Source organism: Microtetraspora fusca (assembly GCF_001570365.1).
GTDB lineage: Bacteria > Actinomycetota > Actinomycetes > Streptosporangiales > Streptosporangiaceae > Microtetraspora > Microtetraspora fusca.
This window is the reverse complement of record NZ_BBYK01000041.1, coordinates 399,831-420,088: the sequence shown is the minus strand read 5'-3', so window position 1 is coordinate 420,088 and position 20,258 is coordinate 399,831. Positions and strand designations below refer to the sequence as shown.

Here is a 20,258-nt window from a genome sequence, read left to right as displayed (position 1 = left end):
CCCCTGCGCGTTCAGCTCGGGCACCCCCTGCGTGACATCCCCCTGACTAGGTTCTGGGACACCCCCGGGGCCTCGGGGGCGTCGTCGCAGGTAGAAGGAGTGCCCCGTGCGAGTCCTGGCCGTTGTCCCCGCCCGTGGCGGTTCGGTGGGCGTGCCGCTGAAGAACCTGGAGAGGGTGGGCGGCGTCCCGCTGGTGTCCCGGGCCGTCGGCGCGTGCCTGCGGGCCGCGCTCGTCGACGAGGTCGTGGTCAGCACCGACCACGAGGGGATCGCCGCGGCCGCGCGCGAGGCGGGGGCGCGCGTCGTCGAGCGTCCGGCGGAGCTGAGCGGGGCCACCGCGTCCAGCGAGTCGGCGGTGCTGCACGCGCTCGACGCGCTGCCTGAGGACCCGGAGGTGGTCCTCCTCGTGCAGTGCACCAGCGCGTTCGTCGACCCGGACGACCTGGACGCCGCCGTCGGCCGCGTCCTCGACGGCGAGGCCGACGTCGTCTTCTCCGGCATGGAGACCTACGAGTTCGTGTGGACCGGCGCGGGCGCGGGCGTCAACCACGACCCCGCCGTCCGACCGCGGCGGCAGGACCGCGAGCCGCACTACCGCGAGACCGGCGCCTTCTACATCATGCGTACGGCGGGGCTGCGCGAACATGGGCACCGTTTCTTCGGCCAGGTGGCCGTCCAGCCCGTCCCGGCCCGGCACGCCGTGGAGGTCGACACCCCCGAGGACCTGGACATCGTGCGGGCGCTCGCGCCGTTCGTGGACGAGCCGCTGCCGATCGACGTGGACGCCGTGGTCACCGACTTCGACGGCGTGCACACCGACGACCGCGCGTACGTCGACTCCGACGGTCGCGAGATGGTCGTCGTCAGCAGGTCCGACGGGATGGGCGTGGCGCTGCTCAAGCGCTCCGGCGTCCGGCTGCTCGTGCTCTCGACCGAGCGCAACCCCGTGGTGGCGGCCCGCGCCCGCAAGCTCGGCGTCCCGGTGCTGCAGGGGCTCAACGCCAAGGAGACCGCGCTGCGCGACTGGCTGGCGATCGAGGGGCTGGACCCGGACCGCGTCGCGTACGTCGGCAACGACGTCAACGACCTCGGCTGCATGGCGCTGGTCGGCTGGCCGGTCGCGGTCCCCGACGCCCATCCGCGGGTCCGGGCGGCCGCCCGGGTCGTGCTCGGCCACGCCGGCGGGGCGGGAGCCGTACGGGAACTGTGCGACCGGGTGCTCGCGGCGCGGCCCGCGGGCTCGGACGCCGCCGAGCGGACGCCGCGCCGGATGCCCCGGCCGGAGCTGCGGGTCAAGGGCGAGCCGGTTCGGATCGGCGGGGAGCTGGTCGGCCCCGGCCTGCCGGTGTACATGATCGGCGAGATCGGCATCAACCACAACGGCGACGTCGACATCGCGCGCAGGCTGATCGACGTCGCGGTCGACGCGGGCTGCCAGGCGGTCAAGTTCCAGAAGCGGACCCCCGAGATCTGTGTGCCGCCCGAGCAGCGCGGCCAGATCAGGCAGACGCCCTGGGGGGAGATGACCTACCTCGACTACAAGATCCGGACCGAGTTCGGCCGGGACGAGTACGCCGAGATCGCCCGGCACTGCGCCACGCGCGGCATCGACTGGTTCGCCTCGCCCTGGGACGTCCCCTCCGTGGAGTTCCTGGAGGAGATGGACGTCGTCACGCACAAGGTGGCGTCCGCCAGCGTGACCGACCACGAGCTGCTGCGCGCCCTCGCGGCCACCGGCAAGCCGATCATCCTCTCGACCGGCATGTCCACGCTCGAGGAGATCGACCGTGCGGTGGAGATCCTCGGCACCTCGGGTCTGGTCATGATGCACGCGACCTCCACCTACCCGCTGCCTCCGGAGGAGGCCAACCTGCGCACCATCGTCACGCTCCGGGAGCGGTACGGCGTGCCGGTCGGCTACTCGGGCCACGAGCGCGGCCTGCAGATCTCCCTGGCCGCGGTCACCCTGGGCGCGGTGGCCGTCGAGCGGCACATCACCCTGGACCGGACGATGTGGGGCTCCGACCACGCCGCCTCGCTGGAGCCGAGCGGCCTGGAGCACCTGGTCCGGGACATCCGCGTCATCGAGTCCGCGATGGGAGACGGCGTCAAGCGCGTCTTCCCGGGCGAGGAGGCGCCGCGCGCCCGCCTGCGCCGCGTCGCCGCCCAGTGACGGAACCGACGACCGGCGGACCGGCGAGGGGGGCGGCCCCGTGCCCGAGCTCTCGGTGATCGTGGCGGTCCGCGACGGCGAGCCGTACCTGGCGGACACGCTGACGTCGCTCACCCGCGGCCCGGTCCCGGACATGGAGGTGGTCGTGGTCGACGACGGCTCGGCGGACGCGACGGCGGCGGTGGCCGAGGACTTCCGCGCCGACCTGCCGGGGTTCCGGCTGCTGCGCAACGCCGCGCCGGCCGGGGTGGCCGCCGCGCGGAACTCCGGGCTCGCCGCCGCCTCCGGGCGCTACGTCACGTTCCTGGACGGGGACGACTGGGTGGCGCCCGGCTACCTGGCCGAGCTGACCGCCGCGATCGACGCGCTCAGGTGCGACTTCGTGCGGGTGGACCACGTCCAGGTCGAGGGGCGCAGGCGGGAGCTGCTCCGCGCGCCGGCGCGCAGGCGGGACGCCGTGCTCGACCCGCGCGAGGCCATCCTGCCGTTCGACGCCCGGACCATGGTCGACTACGCGTACGCCTGGGCCGGGATCTACCGGCGCGATCTCGGATCGCTGCTCGCCTTCCCGGAGGGCCTGCGCACGGCGGAGGACCGGCCGTGGATCTGGCGGCTGCACCGGAGGGCCCGCTCGTTCGCCGTGGTGTCCCTGGCGGGCGTCTTCTACCGGCGCGGGGTGCCCGGGTCGCTGACCGCGATCGGGGACGAGCGGCAGCTCGACTTCTTCACCGCGTACGAGACGATCCTCGACGAGGTCGAGCCCGAGTTCCTGCTCAAGGCGGCGCGCAACCTCACCGGGCTGCTCGTGCACCACGTGGAGCTACTCGACCGGTTCACGCAGGAGCTGCGGGCGGCGTTCGAGGAGCGTGCCGCCGCGATCCTGCGGCGCGTGCCCGACGAGGCCCTCGCCGGCATGGACCCGGAGCGCCGCGCCCTCGTCGCGTCGCTCGCGCGCGGTCCGGTCGCCGGGGACGCGGCCGCGCGGATCGACTGACCTGGGGAGGGACATGGCACGGACCACGCTGCTCTGCGCCTCGACGCCGCTCGGGGCGATGACCCTCGCGGCGGCCTGCGACGAGGGCCGCCTCGGCCCCGGCCGGCGGATCCTGCTGGTGTCGAACAACGCGGCGATCCCCGAGATCACCCCGGCGCCGGACGAGTCGCCGGAGTTCGCGCGGATCCGCGACCGGTTCGACGAGGTGGTGTCGTGGAACGCGGTCATCGCCCCGCTGCACCCCTCCGAGTGGAAGGCGCGCTCGGTGGAGGCCCCGATGCTGGGCCGCCTCCTGGCGGCCCGCCTGGGCGATCCGGACGAGCTGGTCGTCGAGTCGATCGCGGTGCCGCCCGCCCGCACCCTGGCCGGGCTGCTGCGGGACGTGCCGATCACGGTCTATTCGGACGACCTGATGAGTTACGGGCCCACCCGCTTCCCCCTGCCCGGGGAGATCGGCGGGCGGGTCACCCGTCTGCTCCACCTGGACCTCGTCCCCGGCCTCGCTCCCCTGCTCCTGTCCGAGTACGGCGTGCCTCCGGAGATCGTGTCCGATTCCGCGTTCCACGGCGTGGTCGAGCGGGCGGCCGACGAGCCCGGAAACGGGGAACGCTGGGAGGCCGTCGTCCTCGGCCAGTACCTCTCCGCCCTCGGGATCCTGAGCGCCGCCGAGGAGGCCGAGCTGCACGCGGCCATGCTGCGCGGCCTCGCCGCGCGCGGGCACCGCGCGGTGGTGTTCAAGCCGCACCCGGCCGCGGGGCGGCGGCACGCCCGCGAGCTGCGGCCGGTGGCCGAGGAACTGGGCGTCGAACTGCTGGTCGCGGACGGCTCGGCCTCGGCGGAGGTCTGCTTCGCCGTCCACCGCCCGCGCCTGGTCGTCGGCTGCTTCTCCACGGCTCTGGTGACCGCGCGGCGCCTCTTCGGCATCCCGGTCGCGACCGTGGGCGCCGATCTGGTGCTCGAACGGCTCTCGCCGTACGAGAACGCCAACCGGATCCCGGCGACCGTCGTGGACGCGTCCCTGCCCCGGCTCCTCCCGGACGGCTCGCTGGCGGAGCCGCCGCCGGTGGATCTGGACGCGCTGGTCGGAGCGGTCGGGTACTGCATGCGCGCCGCGGCGTACCCGGGCCTGCGCGAGGTCGCCGCCGCGTACGTCGGGGCGAACGGACCGGAGCGCTATTTCACCCGCCGCCGCCTGTCGTCGCTGGGCCTGCTACCCGCACCGCCACCGGCCGAGACGCCGCCGGACGCCCGGGGCGAGGGCCGGGGAGAGGGCCGGGCCTCCCGGCTGCGCCGCCTCTTCTCCCGCTGAGCCCCGGCGACGCCCCCATCCGGATCCGCTCCCCCAGTGGACGGCGGTCGTCGCTGCGCTCTCGGGGCGCGGGCGAGTGCCTGATCCGTCCGGTATGCGGGTCCGTACGACCCTCCCGGAGCCCGGTGCGAGCGGTTAGCGTAGGCGCCGTGAGTGAGCGAGTGGCGAGCACGGGCCGGGTCGTGGTGCTGGTCCTTCCGGACGTGAACCTGCTGGATCTGGGTGGTCCGGTGCAGGTCTTCGACGCCGCGGCGCACCTGGGCGCCGACTACCGGCTGGAGTACGTGTCCGACGCCGAAGAGGCGGTGTCGGCACAGGGACTGCGGCTGGCCGGATTCGCCCGTCTGCCGTCGACCGAGCCCGGCGACCTGGTGCTGGTGCCGGGACACCGGGTGAAGGATCTCCGGCCGGGCGAGCCGCTGGTTCCCGACTCGGTGACACAGTGGCTGCGTACGGCACATCACCGCGGCGCCCGGATCGCCTCAGTGTGCACCGGCGCGGCGGCGCTGGGCGAGGCCGGGCTGCTGGACGGACGCCGGTGCACCACCCACTGGTCGCTCGTCGAGGCGATGCGGCGGAGATACCCGGCGGCCCGGGTCCAGGACGGGGTCCTGTACGTCCACGACGGCCCGGTGAGCACCAGCGCGGGGATCTCGTCCGGGATCGACCTGGCGCTGTCGCTCGTGGAACGCGATCACGGCCCCGCACTCGCCGCCGCGGCCGCCCGGGAACTGGTGGTCTACCTGCGGCGGAACGGCTCGGCGTCCCAGATCAGTCCCTTTCTCCGGCACCGTTCGCACCTGCATCCGGCCGTCCATCGGGTGCAGGATCATCTCGCCCAGCACCTGGACACCCCGCACACCCTCGCCGATTTGGCCGCCGTGGCCCACCTGTCCCCGCGGGGCCTGAGCCGGGCGTTCGCCGCGGCGATCGGCATCAGCCCCCTGGAATACCAGCAGCAACTGCGCCTGGAACGGGCGTCGAGACTGCTGGCCGACACCGACCTCGGCGTGGACGCCGTGGCGAGCCGCTGCGGCTTCCGCGACGTCCGCCACTTCCGCCGCCTGTTCTCCGCCCGGTACGGGATGCCCCCGTCCGAGGCGCGCAAGCACGCCCGCTGAGCGGCGCACCCCCCTGACTCCCCTTGCACGGCGCCGATCGCGCGTACTGCCGATCTGTGCTGCCGTGAATTTCGCCATGCATTCATGGCCGTACAAAGAAGAGAGCCTCCTGTGTCCCCTGTCCGAAGCCGTCCGAGCGTGCGTCCGAACAGGCCCGTCGTGCGCCGGATCGGGCGTGTCCTGCTGGGCGCCTCCGTGTTCCTCGCCTCCCTGGGCGGGATCTGCGCCGCCGGTGTCGCCACCACGATGGGTCAGAGCTACCCCGAGTTCGACCGACGCCCGCCCGCCCGGGGCTGGCCGGCCGCCAAGGCGATACCCGGCGGACGGATCACCGTCGCGGTCGTGCTCAGCAACGCCGGCTCGGTCTCCGCCGACGTTCTCGCCCCTTACGAGGTGTTCGCCCGATCGGGACGGTTCGCCGTCTACACCGTGGCGGCGCGGCGAGCCCCGTCCCCGCTCTCCGGCGGCGTACATCTGCTGCCCGACCACACCCTGGACGAGGTCGGGACCGGCGCCGTTCCCGAACCGGACGTCGTGGTGGTGCCCGCCGTCGTCGATCCCACCGGCACGGCGGAGGAGCCGCTGCGCGAGTGGATCGCCGCACGGTCGCGGCACGGCTCCCGCCTGCTGGGCGTCTGCGCGGGCTCGGAACTCCTCGCGGCCACCGGTGTGCTCGACGGCCGCCGGGCGACCTCCTTCTGGGCGAACATCGACTCCCTGAAGCGGAACCACCCCGCAGTGCGATGGCAGAGCGGCGAACGCTACGTGGAGGACGGCACGATCACCACCACGGCCGGCATCACCTCCGGCACCGTCGGCGCGCTCCGCCTGGTCGAGAGGCTCGCGGGTGCGGATGAGGCCCGGCGGATCGGCGGCGCGCTCCACTATCCCGGCTGGAGCCTGGACGGACCCACCGCGATCACCCCGAACCACCTCGCCCTGTCCGACCTGCCGTACGCGCTGAACGCGGCGTTCCCCTGGCGGCGCCCCACGATCGGCATCGGGCTGGAGGACGGAGTGGGGGAGATCGACGCCGCCGCGGCGTTCGAGGTCTACTCCGGTGTCTCCTTCAGCTCCCGCGCGATCCCGATCAGCGCCATCGGAACCATCACCACGCGGCATGGCGTGACCCTGCTCACCGAACCGGCGGGTACGGCGGTGCCGCGCCTGGACCGGTTCGTGGTTCCGGGGGTGCGCGGCGACGTGACGCCGGCGCTCGCGAGCTGGGCGTCGGGGCGAGGTCTCACACCGGAGCCGCCCGGCGGCGGGCGGCGGGACGGAGAGTTCGGTTTCGACCCGATGCTCCGTGACCTCGCCGCCCATTCGGGCGACGTGACCGCCCGTATCACCGCCAAGTTCTCCGAATATCCCGTCGGACAGCTGCGTCTTTCCGGGGCCGGCTGGCCCTGGCGTTCCACGGTGCTCTTCGCGGTCGCCCTGGCCGGCTCCGCCGGTGTCGGGGTGTTCGCCGTCGCCCTGCCGCGTCTCCTCCGCCGCCGTACGGCCGGCGCCACGCGATGATCCGGCTGAGGGGCGGAGCCTCGTGATCCGAGATCAGAGCACCTTCAGGTAGCGGCGGACGCGGCGCCTGGCGCGGTAGCCGTACCGCAGGACCCGGGGCGGCACCTCCAGCCGGAGCCGGGCGCGGCGGCGGGCCGCGGCGTGCTCCGGCCCGCCGAGCAGGGAGCGGGCGGGGGCGAGGCTTCCCGCGCCGGCGGCCGCGGCCAGCTCGCGGATGCGGTCGAGCCAGTCGCTCTCCGCGTCGTCGTGGAAGTAGTTGGAGCGACACCATTCCCCGTCCGGGACACGGAACCCGCCCTTGGCCAGGTCGTCGAGCGTGCCGAGGCACCCGCTTCCCTCGAAGACCAGGTTGATCATCTCCGCGCTCACCCCGAAGTCGGACAGGACGAGCAGCGGCACGCCGGCGGCGATCGCCTCCAGGGCTGCGGTCGAGCTGACCGTGACGAACCCGGCGGCGCGGGAGAGATGCTCGTGCATCGGCCCGGTGGCGAACCGCAGCGCGTCGATCCGGACCCGGCCCTCCCCCGCCATCGCGAGCCAGAGACGCTCGTAGTGGTGCCGCTCGTTGTGCGTCTGGCGTTCGGAGTCGCGTCCCCTGAGCTTGACCACGACGTCCAGGTCGGGACGCGCCTCGGCCAGCGCGGCGAGGGCGAGCAGCACGGTCTCGCGCTCCTCGCGCCGCCGCGGCACCTTCGCCTGGGTCGCGAAGATCACCCGGTCGCGCTCCGCCGGCGCGGGACCGCCGAGGTCCAGGTACGGCAGGCGGGCCAGGGCCACCCCTCCCCCGGCGGCCGACCCGCCGCCTCCGAGCGCCGCCCCAATGGCGGCGAACTCCCGCACCTCCCGGCCGCTGTGCACGACGAACAGCTCGCATCCGCTCCGGTACAGCCACGCCTTCTCGGTGGCGGGCACCGAGATGCCGGGCAGGCCGGACACGAACGCGGGGCGCGGTCGCAGGTCGGCGAGGACCTCGGCGGCGAGGACGTCCACGACGGGGCCGGTGCAGGCCAGCAGCACGACGTCGGGCCGGAAGCGTTCGGCCGCGCGGCGCAGCCGCCGGGCGGCGAGCACGGACGGGAGGCCGCCCCCAATCTCCCCCTCCGGGCCTTCGGATACGGCCGGCCGTCCCGCGCGGCCGATCCGCGTCCCGCTCACCGCCGCCTGGATCTGGCTCTCGGACGGCGCGATCGGGGAGCGCACGACCAGCAGCTCGGTCACCCAGTCGGAGGGCATGGCGTCGAGGAGGCCGGCGGCCCACTTCAGGTACGAGTCGGAGTCGGCCACGGCGAGCACGCGGATCAAGGAGCTACCTTTCCAGGGGCGGGGGAATGTCCCGGCAGGCCGCGGGCGGGGCTCTCCCCCTCGGCGGCGGGGGCCGGCACGTCGGTGAAGATCTGGAGGTGGGCGCGCAGCGAGGGCCCGGCGGCCTCCGTCCACCACTCGTCGGGCACCTCGACGGCCTCGACGGAGACACCGCGCCCGGACAGCAGGACGCGCAGCGAGGTCACCGCGGTGGAGGGGAGGCTGACCACGCGCTGCCCGGGGCGCAGGTCGCGCAGCGTCAGCTCGACCGGCGGCCCGGAGTCGTGGACGGTGAGACCGTCGATCCTGGCGACCCGGGCGAGGTCCTCGGGATCCTCCCGCCGATGGGGGTAGTAGGCGACCGGCTCGCCGAGTTCGCGCAGCCACCGCAGGTAGCGGTCGCGGTGGATGAGCCCGTTGCGCACCAGGGACGTGCCGAGCACGACGGTGCGCTCCTCGGGCGCGGGGCCGGCGGGCCGGGACCGCAGCCATCCGAAGTCGTGCCGGACCAGCTCGGCGCCCAGATCACGGACGGCTCCCGCCAGCGGCGCGGGGACGGGCAGGGCGGTGAACACGGTGAGCCTGCGGCTCCGCAGCCGCATCCCGGCGGCGGCGCCGAGGATCGAGCGGGCGATCCCGGCCGCGCCCTCGTGGGTGGCCCGGGCGCGCAGCAGCGGACGGCGGGCGGTGAGCAGTTCGAGGAGGCGGATCGTGGCGAGGCCGTCGTCCACGAGCACGACCCGGTGGAGGCGGGTGGTGAGCACGCGCGCCTGGACCCGCCCGGAGAACGCGTCGCCGACGGCCCAGACGCGGCCGGGACGCGGCATGGCCGCGGAGGGTTCGGCGAGCCGCAGCCCCTCGGGCAGCCCGATCCGGCGCAGCTCACGGCCGGTGAGCCGCAGCGCGCGCTGGCCGGCCCTGGGCACGACGAGCGTCTCGGGGGCGAGCAGCCCGGCGTGGTGCGCCTCGGCGACGCACAACAACTGCAGCGGGGACTCCACCCACGCGATGGCCGGCCCCTGCTCGACGGCGTGGCGCCGACCCGCGCTGCCCACGTCCGGTGAAGACCCGTTCACGACGCGACGACGCTACGCGCGGCAGGCGGCGCCCCTCCGACGCGCTCGCGAACACCGGGTGAACACGCGCCGACGCCGGGCGCGGGTGTCGCGGACCGGGGCGACACCATGTAGTGTACGAAACCGTTTCGTACACTCAGGAGGATGGCCATGTGGAGCGTTGACGACATCCCCGACCTGACCGGCCGCACCGCGGTGGTCACCGGAGCGAACTCGGGCATCGGCTTCCCGACCGCGCTCGAACTTGCCCGGCACGGGGCCCGCGTCATCGTCGCGAGCCGCGACCCGGACAAGGGACGGGCGGCCGTCGGGCGGATCCTCGAGCGGGCGCCCGGCGCGCACGCGGAGTTCGAGCGGCTCGACCTCGCCGACCTCGGTTCGGTGCGCGCGTTCGCCGAGGCGATCGGGTCCCGGCTGGACGCGCTGGACCTGCTGGTGAACAACGCCGGCGTCGGCATGATCCCGAGGACGACCACCGCCGACGGGTTCGAGATGCAACTCGGGACCAACCATTTCGGGCACTTCGCGCTGACCGGCCTCCTGATGCCACTGCTGCTCGCCCGGCCGTGGCCCCGGGTCGTCACGGTGGCGAGCGACGCCCACAAGGCGGGCCGGCTCGACTTCGACGACCTGGAACTGCGCCAGGGATACGGGCGGATGAGCGCCTACGGACGGTCCAAGCTGGCCAACCTGCTGTTCGCGTTCGAGTTGCAGCGGCGGGCGGGGGCCCGGCTGCTGAGCGTGGCCACGCACCCGGGCGCGACCGCGACGGACATCGTGAAGCTGGGCCCGCTGAGCGGGCTGCTCAAGACACTGATGCGGGTCGCCATGCAGCCGCCGGAGGCCGGGGCGCTGCCCTCCCTGTACGCCGCGACGTCGCCCGAGATCCGGGGCGGGGAGTTCCTCGGGCCGAAGCTGAAGCGGCCCGCGATCAGCGCGGCGGCCGGGGACGAGGCGCTGGCGCGACGCCTCTGGACCGTCTCCGAGGAGCTCACCGACGTACAATTCCCGGACCTCGCCGCGACCCCCCGGCCACGAGGCGCAGCAGAGTAGACCGACGCCGGCGGCGCGGATCCGCGACCGGACATCAGCGACAGGGAGCCCATGGAGAACGCCACCTCGCGACGACTCGACCCCGCCCGCGAGCAGGCGATCCTGGACGCCACGCTGGAGCTGCTCGCCGAGACCGGGTACGACCGGATGTCGGTGGACCACATCGCCCGGCGGGCCGGGGCCAGCAAGGCGACGATCTACCGGCGGTGGACGGGCAAGGCCGACCTGGTCGTCGATCTCGTCTGCAACCGGCTGGACATCGACCTGCCTCCCGCCCCGGACACCGGCTCACTTCGCGGCGACCTGCTCGCGGCGCTCGGCGCCATCTGCGAGGCGATCGGGCGCAGGCACCAGCTCATCATCGGGCTGGTCTCCGCGATGCTGTCCAGCCCCGAGCTCGCCGGGGCGGTGCGCGACCACATGCCGGGCCGGGACCTGTCCGGCCTGGACTTCCTGCTGGGCAGGGCCGTCGAGCGCGGGGACCTTCCGGGGCCCGTCGACCCGCGCGCGCTGTTCTCCGTCGCGGAGGCTCTCATCTGGCGGCGGCTGATCGTCCTGGGCGAGCCGCTGGACGACGCCTTCATGGCCGACGCCGTCGACGGGGTCCTGCTTCCGCTCGCCGAAAGCTGGTCGGGCAGCATGGGTGCATGAACACCATCACCCTCAACAACGGCGTCACCATGCCGCAGCTCGGCTTCGGCGTGTGGCAGGTCGCCGACGACGAGGCGGAGAGCGCGGTGGCCACCGCCCTCTCCGCCGGATATCGCAGCATCGACACGGCGAAGCTCTACCACAACGAGGCGGGCGTCGGCCGGGCCGTACGCGAGTCGGGGATCGCGCGTGACGAGCTGTTCATCACGACCAAGCTGTGGAACGACGAGCACGGCTACGACAGCGCCCTGCGCGCGTTCGACGCCAGCATGGAGCGGCTCGGCCTGGACGTGCTCGACCTCTACCTGATCCACTGGCCGGCCCCCGCCCAGGACAAGTACGTCGAGACGTGGAAGGCCCTGGAGAAGCTCTACGCCGACGGCCGGGTGCGGGCGATCGGCGTCTCGAACTTCACCGTCCAGACGCTGGACCGGCTGCTCGACAAGGCGGACGTGGTGCCGGCGGTCAACCAGATCGAGCTGCACCCGCAGCTCGCGCAGGACGCGCTGCGCGCCTACGACTCCGCGCACGGCATCGCGACCGAGGCGTGGAGCCCGCTCGGCCAGGGCAAGGGCCTGCTCGACGAGCCCGTGCTGACGCGGATCGCGGCCAAGCACGACCGGACCCCGGCCCAGGTGGTGCTGCGCTGGCACATCCAGCTCGGGAACGTCGTCATCCCGAAGTCGGTCACGCCGGAGCGGATCCGCCAGAACATCGACGTCTTCGACTTCCAGCTGGACCCCGCGGACATGACCGAGATCGCCTCCATGGACGCGGGCCGCCGCCTCGGCCCGGACCCGGCGACCTTCGGCTGATCCCGGCGGGCGATCCCCGCTCGGTGAGATCTGGACGGATTCGTCACGGCCTGCGCCTGCCTGGGCACAGGCCGTACGTTTCCGCTGATAGCGGCCAGGTAATGATCTGACCCATGCCGCTCCCCAGAAAGCCCCGTCGGTGGTGTCCCTGGCTCGCCGTGGCGCTCCTCATGTGTACGGCGTTCTCCGGTGCCGCCGCCCAACCGCAGAGCACCTCCACGCGCCCGCCGAACGTCGTGCTCATCCTGACCGACGACCTGGACGCGACCGACCTGCAGCGGTTCCCCAACATCTGGAACCTGCTCGTCCAGCAGGGCGCGGTCTTCTCCCGGTTCTTCGCGACCAACCCGTGGTGCTGCCCGTCTCGGTCGTCGATCCTGCGGTCGCAGTACATGCACAGCCACCAGGTGGAGAGCAACCGCCCGCCGACCGGCGGCTTCCCGAAGTTCCGGACGCTGGAGGAGTCCACGGTCGGCACGTGGATGCGGTCGGCGGGCTACCGCACCGGGCTCCTCGGGAAGTACCTCAACCAGTACCCGCTCGGCGCGTCGCGGCACTACATCCCGCCCGGATGGGACCGCTGGGCCGTCCCCGTCACCCGGCTCTACCAGGAGTACGGCTACGCGCTCAACGACGACGGCGTGGTCACCCAGCACGGCTACACACCGGAGGACTACCTGGAGGACGTGCTGAGCCACAAGGCCGACGAGTTCGTCTCCTCGTCGGGCGACCAGCCGTTCTTCCTCTATCTCGCCCCGGTGGCGCCGCACCAGCCGGCCAACTACGCGCCGCGGCACGCGGACGCCTTCCAGGACGAGCTGGCGCCGCGGACGCCGTCCTTCGACGAGCTGGACATGTCGGCGGAGCCGCTCTGGCTACGCGAGAAACCCCCGCTGACGCCGAAGGCGGTGCGCCGGATCGACGAGCTGCACCGCGACCGGATGCGCGCGATGCTCGGCGTGGACGACATGGTGGGCTCGCTCGTCTCGACGCTGGAGCAGGCGGGACAGCTGGACAACACGTACATCTTCTTCACCTCCGACAACGGCTTCCATCTGGGGCAGCACCGGCTGCACCCGGGCAAGACCACGCCCTTCGAGGAGGACATCCGGATCCCGCTGGTCGTGCGCGGCCCCGGCATCGCGCCCGGCTCGACGATCGACCGGCTCTGCTCGACGGTGGACCTCGCGCCCACCTTCGCGGAGCTGGGCGGGGCGACGCCGCCGTCGTTCGCCGAGGGGCGCTCGCTGGTCCCGCTGCTGCGCGGGGAGGACGTGCCCTGGCGCGACGCCGTCCTCGTGGAGTTCTTCCAGCCGCCGTACGCGCCGTACGCGGCGCCGACCTACAGCGTGCTGCGCACCGAGAGGTACAGCTACGTCGAGTACGGCACCGGCGAGCGGCAGCTCTACGACCTGGCCACCGATCCGTACGAGCTGCGGAACCTCGCCGCCACCGCGGACCCGTACCTGGTGGGGACGTTCTCCGCCCGGCTCGCGCTGCTGCGGGGCTGTTCCGGGGCCACCTGCCGGACGGCCGACGCGGAGAGCCGCGCCCTGCTGCGGGCGGTTCCCCGCTGACACCGCCGCCCACACCGCCGTGGCCGGCGACCGCCGGCCACGGCGCCCCGATGCGGGGACCGGGTCACGCTGCGTGAGCATTTTGGGCTCTATGGGATGGGAGCGCTCCCAGACGTCTGATTAGGCGCTTTGTTCCCTAAGATCCTGTTCCATGAGCCAAATTGGCCACGGCGTAACGGTTATGTTTCGGCGTATTGACGCCGACATCACCGATGGAGCAACCTTCGTGGGAGCGCTCCCAACAACCTACCTATCTCGGACCGAGCAGTCGGGGAACGGCCCGGGATGCACCTCCCATGACTTCGGGATACCACCTGAGAGGGGTCCGGAATGATGCACACCTCCCGCCGCGGCAGGCTGCTCGCGCTCGCCGCTGTGGCGACGCTCGCCCTGGGCGTCACGGCCGCCTGCACCACCGGCGACGACGAGAAGCCGGCCGGCGACGGCGGCTCCGCCGCGGCGGCGGAGCCGGTCACCATCAAGGTGCAGACCTTCGGCGGTGGCAAGAACTTCGGCTACAAGGAGGCGATCGACAAGTGGAACGCCTCCCACAAGGACATCATCATCAAGGAGGAGCACCTCACCGACCAGTTCGAGCAGGTCTACTGGCCGCAGATGATCCAGTGGCTGCAGTCCGGAACCGGCGCCGGTGACGTGGTCGGCATCGACGAGGGCGGCATGGGCCTCGCCAAGGCGCACCCCGAGTGGTGGGCCGACCTCGGCGAGTACGGCCTCAAGGACCGCCAGGCCAACTTCGCCGCCTGGAAGTGGGACGGCGGCATGACCTCCGACGGCAAGCTGTTCGGCCTCGGCACCGACATCGGCGGCATGAGCCTGTGCTACCGCCGCGACCTCTTCGAGAAGGCGGGCCTGCCGGCCGACCGGGACGAGGTCAGCAAGCTCTGGCCCACGTGGGACGACTTCGTCAAGGTCGGCAAGGAGTTCCAGGCCAAGGTCAAGGACACCAAGTTCGTCGACGGCACCAACACGCTCTACAACGTCGTGCTGGTGCAGGAGGGCGCCAAGAACGGCAACGTCACCTACTTCGACAAGGACAACAACCTGATCGTCGACAAGAACCCGGCGGTCAAGGCGGCCTACGACTTCGCCGCGAAGATCAGCCAGGACGGCCTCACCGCCAAGCTCCGCAACTTCACCGACGAGTGGAAGACGGGCATGAAGAAGTCGCAGTTCGCGACGCTCGGCTGCCCGGCCTGGATGCTCGGCGTGGTCAGCGGCGACGACGCGGCCGGCCCCGACTTCAAGGGCAAGTGGGACGTCGCGGCGGTGCCGGGCGGCGGCGGCAACTGGGGCGGCTCCTGGCTCGCGGTGCCCAAGCAGAGCAAGCACCCGAAGGAGGCCGCGGCCGTCCTCGACTACCTGACCGGCCAGGAGGGCGAGGTCAGCGTCTTCAACTACGCCGGCAACATGCCGAGCAACACCCTCGCCCAGCAGGACGCGGCGGTCCAGAGCGCCACGAACGAGTACTTCAACAACGCTCCGGTCGGCGACATCTTCGCGAAGTCGGCCTCGTCGCTCCAGCCGATCTTCCTCGGCATCAAGCACGCCCAGGTCAAGAACGCGATCGAGTCGGTCGTCTCGGCGATCGACGACGGCTCCGTGCCGTACGCGCAGGGCTGGAAGAAGCTCGTCGACGACGCCGTGAAGGCGGCGGGCTGATCCCCGCTCGCCGAATCAGCACCGGCCCGCCGCAGCGGCACCCCGCCGGCGGGCCGGTCGCCTGCTTCCGCTGAAAGGTGACCCATGAGCGTTAACGTCGACGCGGGACGCGCCAGCCAGGCGCCGATCCCGCCCCCGAGGAGCCGCCCGCGGCGCTCCTCCGGCCTGGGCTTCCTGTCCTGGCTGGACCTGAAGGCCGCGCCGTACCTGCTCGTCTCGCCGTACTTCCTCCTCTTCCTGGTATTCGGGATCTTCCCGCTCGGCTTCACCCTGTGGTACTCGCTCTTCAAGTACGACCTCACGGGGACCGAGGAATGGACGGGGCTCGGCAACTACACCGCGCTCCTGTCCGACGGCGCCTTCTGGAACGCCGTCGTCAACACGATCGGCATGTTCCTCATCGCGACCGTGCCGCAGATCCTGCTGGCGCTGCTGCTCGCGAACGCCCTGAACAAGCGGATCAGGGGCCGGCTGCTGGTCCGGATGGGCGTCCTGCTGCCCCTCGTCACCTCGGTCGTCGCGGTGGCCGTCGTCTTCACCCAGCTCTACGGCCGTGACTGGGGTCTGATCAACTGGATCCTGGAGCTGTTCGGCGCCGACCCGATCGACTGGAAGGCCCAGCGGATCCCCTCGTGGATCGCCATCTCCACCATGATCGACTGGCGGTGGACCGGCTACAACTCGATCATCTTCCTGGCCGGGATGCAGACCATCCCCAAGGACCTCTACGAGGCGGCGTCCATCGACGGGGCCTCCCGCCGGCGCCAGTTCTGGCAGATCACCGTGCCGATGCTGCGCCCGACCATGATCTTCGTGGTGCTCAACTCGACCATCGGCGGCCTCACCCTCTTCGCCGAGCCGACCACGTTCTTCGGCGGCAACGTCCACGGCGGCACCAACAGCCAGTTCCAGACCGTCTCGATGTTCATCGTCGAGCAGGGCTTCCGCGAGTTCGACTACGGGTACGCGTCCGGCGCCGCGTGGCTGCTCTTCCTGATGATCCTCGTCGGATCGCTCGTCAACTTCCTGCTCATCCGGCGGATCGGGGGCAACAAGTGACCACGCTCACCGCGGGAGACCGGCGTCGCGCCCAGCCGGGACGCAAGCGGTCCGACATGTGGTCGGCCACGCCGTGGACCAAGATCGTTCTGGTCGTCACCATCGTGATCTCGGCCTTCCCGATCTACTGGATGATCGTCATCGCCTCGCGTACCAACAAGGAGGCGACCGACATCCCGCCGCCGTTCCTGCCCGGCGGGAACCTCGGGGAGAACATCCGGCGCGTGCTCGCCAACGAGGACGCGCACTACCTGACCGGCCTCACCAACTCGCTGATCATCGCGATCACGGTCACGGTGTCGGTGGTGCTGATCTCGACCTTCGCCGGCTTCGCCTTCGCGCGGCTGCGCTTCAAGGGCGGCAAGCTGCTCCTGCTGCTCGTCCTCATCACCATGATGGTGCCGCTGCAGCAGATGGGCATCGTGCCCCTCTACCGGGTCATGGTCAACCTCGAATGGATCGGCACGCTCAAGGCGGTGATCCTCCCGTACCTGCTGAACGGCTTCGGCGTCTTCCTGATGACGCAGTACACCGAGCAGGCCGTGCCGGGAGAGCTGGTGGAGGCGGCCCGCGTGGACGGCGCCTCGACGATGCGGATCTGGTGGAACGTCATCCTGCCCGCCGTACGGCCCGGCATGGCGGTGCTCGGCATCAACACCTTCATGCTGACCTGGAACGACTTCATGTGGCCGCTCATCGCGCTGACCCCCGACAACCCGACGGTCCAGGTCGCGATCAACTCGCTCAACGCGAAGTACGGCACCGACTACGTGCTCATCTTCAGCGGGACGGCCATGTCCATCCTCCCGCTCATTCTCGTATTCGTCCTCTTCGGCCGACAGATCATCGGTGGACTCATGGAAGGTGCGGTCAAAGCGTGACCACGCAGGAGACTCGGGCCGAGACCCGCAGCCCCGGACTGATGTTCCCCACAGGGTTCGTCTGGGGCGCGGCGACCTCGGCCTACCAGATCGAGGGCGCGGTCGCCGCGGACGGACGGGGCACGTCCGTCTGGGACACCTTCGTCAAGCGGCCGGGCCACGTCGTGGGCGGCGAGAACGCCGACGTCGCGATCGACCACTACAACCGCTACCGCGAGGACGTGCGGCTGATGGCCGACCTCGGCCTCACCGCGTACCGGTTCTCGGTGTCCTGGCCGCGCATCCAGCCGGACGGGGCCGGGGCGGTCAACGCCAAGGGGCTCGACTTCTACAAGCGGCTCGTGGACGAGCTGCTCGCCCAGGGCGTGGATCCCTGGCTGACGCTCTACCACTGGGACCTCCCCCAGGCCCTGGAGGACGCGGGCGGCTGGCCCGCGCGGGACACGGCGTCGCGCTTCGCCGACTTCGCGGCCCTGGTCCACGACGCGCTCGCCGACCGGGTCAGGAACTGGAGCACGGTCAACGAGCCGTGGTGCGCCGCCTTCCTGGGCTACGCCTCGGGCGAGCACGCGCCGGGACGGCGCGAGCCGGCCGCGGCGGTGCGCGCCGCCCACCACCTGAACCTCGCCCACGGCCTCTCCGTACAGGCGATGCGGGCGCAGCGGGCCGACTCCCGGATCGGCGGGTGCGTGAACCTGTACGCGGTCTCGCCGGCCACCGACAGCGAGGCCGACCGGGACGCCGCCCGCCGCATCGACGGGCTGCAGAACCGCTTCTTCCTGGACGCGCTGCTCAAGGGCACGTACCCGGAGGACGTGCTGGAGGACCTGCGCGCGGTCACCGACACGGACTTCGTCCAGGACGGCGACCTCGCCCTGATCGGCGCGCCGCTCGACGTGCTGCTGGTCAACTACTACAGCAGGTTCACGGTGTCGGGCGCGCCCGGCGGGGCCCGGTCGGCCGCGGCGGCGCCGACCGACTCCGGGTCGCCGTGGGTGGGCAGCGAGCACGTCGGCTTCGTCAACGGCGGCCGTCCCGTGACGGCCATGGGCTGGGAGATCGACGACTCGGGCCTGTACGAGCTCCTGACCCGGCTGGCGCGGGACTACCCGTCCGTCCCGCTGGTCATCTCCGAGAACGGCGCGGCGTTCGACGACGAGCTGACCGGGGACGGCCGCGTCCATGACCTGGAGCGGCTTTCCTACATCGACGCCCATCTGCGGACATGTCATGCTGCCATCGAGGCCGGCGTCCCGCTGCAGGGCTACTTCGCGTGGTCGCTGATGGACAATTTCGAGTGGGCGTGGGGCTACGGGAAGCGTTTCGGCCTGGTGTACGTCGACTATCCCACCCAGCGGCGCGTCCTGAAGGACAGCGCTCTGTGGTATGCGGAGACGGCGCGACACGGTGGGCTGCCGGGCGCAGCAGAATAGGCCCGAGAAAAGTCAGGAGGGGGCAACGATGAACGGGGACCGCCGACAGGGGGCGCGCCCGACTCTGGAGGCAGTCGCCGCCCGCGCGGGCGTGGGACGCGGCACGGTGTCACGGGTGATCAACGGCTCGCCGAAGGTGAGCGAGAAGGCCCGCGACGCCGTGCTGACGGCGATCAAGGATCTGGGCTACGTGCCCAACCGCGCGGCGCGCACCCTGGTCACCAACCGCACCGACACCATCGCGCTGGTGGTCTCCGAGTCCGAGCAGCGGGTCTTCGACGAGCCGTTCTTCGCGGGCATCATCCGCGGAATCGGCTCGGCCCTCTCCGAGACGGGCCTCCAGCTCATCCTGACGATGGCGCAGAACCGGGCCGAGCACGACCGGCTGGCGGACTACCTCACCGGCCAGCACGTGGACGGCGTCCTGCTCACCTCCGTGCACGGCGCCGACACGCTGCCCGAGCGGCTCGAGGCGATGGGCGTGCCGACGGTGATGGGTGGCCGGCCGGTCGGGCCCACGCCGTACAGCTACGTGGACATGGACAACCGGGCGGGGGCGCGGCAGGCCGCCAAGTACCTGCTCGGCAAGGGCCGCACCCGCATCGCCACGATCGCCGGCCCGCAGGACATGGGCGTGGGCGTCGACCGTCTCGCCGGCTACCGCGACGCGCTGATCGCGACCGGCACCGGTGAGCGGGTGGCGTACGGCGACTTCTCCGAGGCGAGCGGCGAGGCGGCGATGCGGGAGCTCCTCGAACGCCACCCGGACCTCGACGCGGTCTTCGCCGCGTCGGACCCGATGGCGGTCGGGGCGCTGCACGTGCTGAAGGAGCGCGGCCTCAGCGTGCCCGGCGACGTGGCGCTGATCGGGTTCGAGGACTCGCGGTTCGCGCTGCACACGGAGCCGCCGCTGACCAGCGTCCACCAGCCGACCGAGGCGATGGGCCGCCAGATGGTGCAGCTCCTGGTCGCGCGGATCAACGGCGACACGCTGGAGCAGCCCGTGGTCATCCTCGACACCCACCTCGTCATCCGCGCCTCGGCGTAACCGGGCCGTACGGCCCCCTCATCACACGCGGGGCCCTGCGGTCCTCATCACACGCGGGGCCCCCGGGACGGCGTGCCGGAAGCGGCGCCCGGGGGCGCTCCGAAGGCCACCCGGTGCGCCGGCGCGTCGCGGGTCCACGAGCCCAGCACCATCAGCGTCTTGGTTCCGGTGACGTTGCCCGCCCGGCGCAGGCGGTCGATCACGTGCTGGAGATGCCCGAGGTCGCGGACCCGGACGTGGACCAGCGCGTCGGGATCGCCGGCGATCGTGTACACCTCCTGGACCTCGGGGACGTCGATCGCGGTCCGGACGATCTCGCTGACCGGCGTCGTGCCGGGGTAGCTCAGCTCGGTGAACGCCTCGATGCCCCAGCCGAGCTTTGCGTAGTCGATCTGCACCGTGAAGCCGGTGATCACGCCGAGCTCGCGCAGCCGGTCCACCCGCCGCTTGACGGCGGCCACCGACAGGCCGATCTCCGCCGCCATCTCCGAGAAGGTCCTGCGCCCGTCCTCGCGCAGCAGCCGCAGGATGCGGTGGTCGATGTCATCGATTTCGGACATGGCAG

At 72.1% G+C, this 20,258-nt stretch carries 17 protein-coding genes; 14 read left to right on the top strand and 3 right to left on the bottom strand.

Going from position 1 to position 20,258, the window contains the following annotated elements; all coding sequences use genetic code 11:
* The first annotated feature begins 106 nt into the window (after positions 1–106).
* From AWQ68_RS40605 to AWQ68_RS09130, 5 genes are all read left to right on the top strand, one after another.
* The gene (locus tag AWQ68_RS40605) at positions 107–2,173 is read left to right on the top strand and encodes an N-acetylneuraminate synthase family protein (RefSeq protein WP_084463784.1); all 2,067 of its coding nucleotides are present in this window, start codon (positions 107–109) and stop codon (positions 2,171–2,173) included.
* 40 nt (positions 2,174–2,213) lie between these two features.
* Positions 2,214–3,167 carry a glycosyltransferase family 2 protein gene (locus tag AWQ68_RS09145; RefSeq protein ID WP_066937610.1) on the top strand — a complete coding sequence of 318 codons (954 nt, stop codon included), beginning with the start codon at positions 2,214–2,216 and terminating at the stop codon, positions 3,165–3,167.
* A 13-nt stretch (positions 3,168–3,180) separates the two neighbouring features.
* Complete coding sequence (locus AWQ68_RS09140) at positions 3,181–4,476, top strand: polysialyltransferase family glycosyltransferase (RefSeq protein WP_066937608.1); 1,296 nt, start codon at positions 3,181–3,183, stop codon at positions 4,474–4,476.
* A 149-nt stretch (positions 4,477–4,625) separates the two neighbouring features.
* On the top strand, positions 4,626–5,597 hold the full coding sequence (locus AWQ68_RS09135) for a GlxA family transcriptional regulator (RefSeq protein WP_245655815.1): 972 nt from the start codon (positions 4,626–4,628) through the stop codon (positions 5,595–5,597).
* A gap of 138 nt (positions 5,598–5,735) precedes the next feature.
* Positions 5,736–7,118 carry a DJ-1/PfpI family protein gene (locus AWQ68_RS09130; protein ID WP_169808883.1) on the top strand — a complete coding sequence of 461 codons (1,383 nt, stop codon included), beginning with the start codon at positions 5,736–5,738 and terminating at the stop codon, positions 7,116–7,118.
* Positions 7,119–7,151: 33 nt separating this feature from the next.
* On the opposite strand, the gene AWQ68_RS09125 is transcribed toward AWQ68_RS09130, so the two are convergent.
* Positions 7,152–8,411 (bottom strand): DUF6716 putative glycosyltransferase, encoded by a 1,260-nt coding sequence (locus tag AWQ68_RS09125; RefSeq protein ID WP_245655820.1) that lies wholly within the window; start codon positions 8,409–8,411, stop codon positions 7,152–7,154.
* 5 nt (positions 8,412–8,416) lie between these two features.
* A complete protein-coding gene (locus tag AWQ68_RS09120) occupies positions 8,417–9,496 on the bottom strand; it encodes a hypothetical protein (RefSeq protein ID WP_245655814.1) in 1,080 nt (359 codons plus the stop codon).
* A 150-nt stretch (positions 9,497–9,646) separates the two neighbouring features.
* Between AWQ68_RS09120 and AWQ68_RS09115 the strand changes: the two genes are divergently transcribed.
* From AWQ68_RS09115 to AWQ68_RS09075, 9 genes are all read left to right on the top strand, one after another.
* On the top strand, positions 9,647–10,549 hold the full coding sequence (locus tag AWQ68_RS09115) for an oxidoreductase (RefSeq protein WP_157545047.1): 903 nt from the start codon (positions 9,647–9,649) through the stop codon (positions 10,547–10,549).
* Between the two features lie 51 nt (positions 10,550–10,600).
* Positions 10,601–11,200 carry a TetR/AcrR family transcriptional regulator gene (locus AWQ68_RS09110; protein ID WP_066937594.1) on the top strand — a complete coding sequence of 200 codons (600 nt, stop codon included), beginning with the start codon at positions 10,601–10,603 and terminating at the stop codon, positions 11,198–11,200.
* Positions 11,197–12,015, top strand: a complete 819-nt coding sequence (locus AWQ68_RS09105) for an aldo/keto reductase (protein ID WP_066937591.1) — start codon at positions 11,197–11,199, stop codon at positions 12,013–12,015. The genes AWQ68_RS09110 and AWQ68_RS09105 overlap by 4 nt, the downstream gene beginning before the upstream one ends.
* Before the next feature lie 113 nt (positions 12,016–12,128).
* Positions 12,129–13,592 (top strand): sulfatase family protein, encoded by a 1,464-nt coding sequence (locus AWQ68_RS09100; protein ID WP_066937587.1) that lies wholly within the window; start codon positions 12,129–12,131, stop codon positions 13,590–13,592.
* A gap of 330 nt (positions 13,593–13,922) precedes the next feature.
* On the top strand, positions 13,923–15,272 hold the full coding sequence (locus tag AWQ68_RS09095; RefSeq protein ID WP_084463783.1) for an ABC transporter substrate-binding protein: 1,350 nt from the start codon (positions 13,923–13,925) through the stop codon (positions 15,270–15,272).
* Positions 15,273–15,356: 84 nt separating this feature from the next.
* Complete coding sequence (locus AWQ68_RS09090) at positions 15,357–16,331, top strand: carbohydrate ABC transporter permease (RefSeq protein WP_066937584.1); 975 nt, start codon at positions 15,357–15,359, stop codon at positions 16,329–16,331.
* Positions 16,328–17,212, top strand: coding sequence for a carbohydrate ABC transporter permease (locus AWQ68_RS09085; protein ID WP_306306802.1), 885 nt, complete (start codon positions 16,328–16,330; stop codon positions 17,210–17,212). The genes AWQ68_RS09090 and AWQ68_RS09085 overlap by 4 nt, the downstream gene beginning before the upstream one ends.
* Entirely contained in the window at positions 17,209–18,645 is a 1,437-nt protein-coding gene (locus AWQ68_RS09080) for a GH1 family beta-glucosidase (protein WP_245655813.1), read from the top strand. Before AWQ68_RS09085 ends, AWQ68_RS09080 begins: the two co-directional genes overlap by 4 nt.
* A 28-nt stretch (positions 18,646–18,673) precedes the next feature.
* Entirely contained in the window at positions 18,674–19,693 is a 1,020-nt protein-coding gene (locus AWQ68_RS09075; RefSeq protein ID WP_066937581.1) for a LacI family DNA-binding transcriptional regulator, read from the top strand.
* 47 nt (positions 19,694–19,740) lie between these two features.
* On the opposite strand, the gene AWQ68_RS09070 is transcribed toward AWQ68_RS09075, so the two are convergent.
* Positions 19,741–20,253, bottom strand: a complete 513-nt coding sequence (locus AWQ68_RS09070; protein ID WP_084463782.1) for an Lrp/AsnC family transcriptional regulator — start codon at positions 20,251–20,253, stop codon at positions 19,741–19,743.
* Positions 20,254–20,258 lie beyond the last annotated feature (5 nt).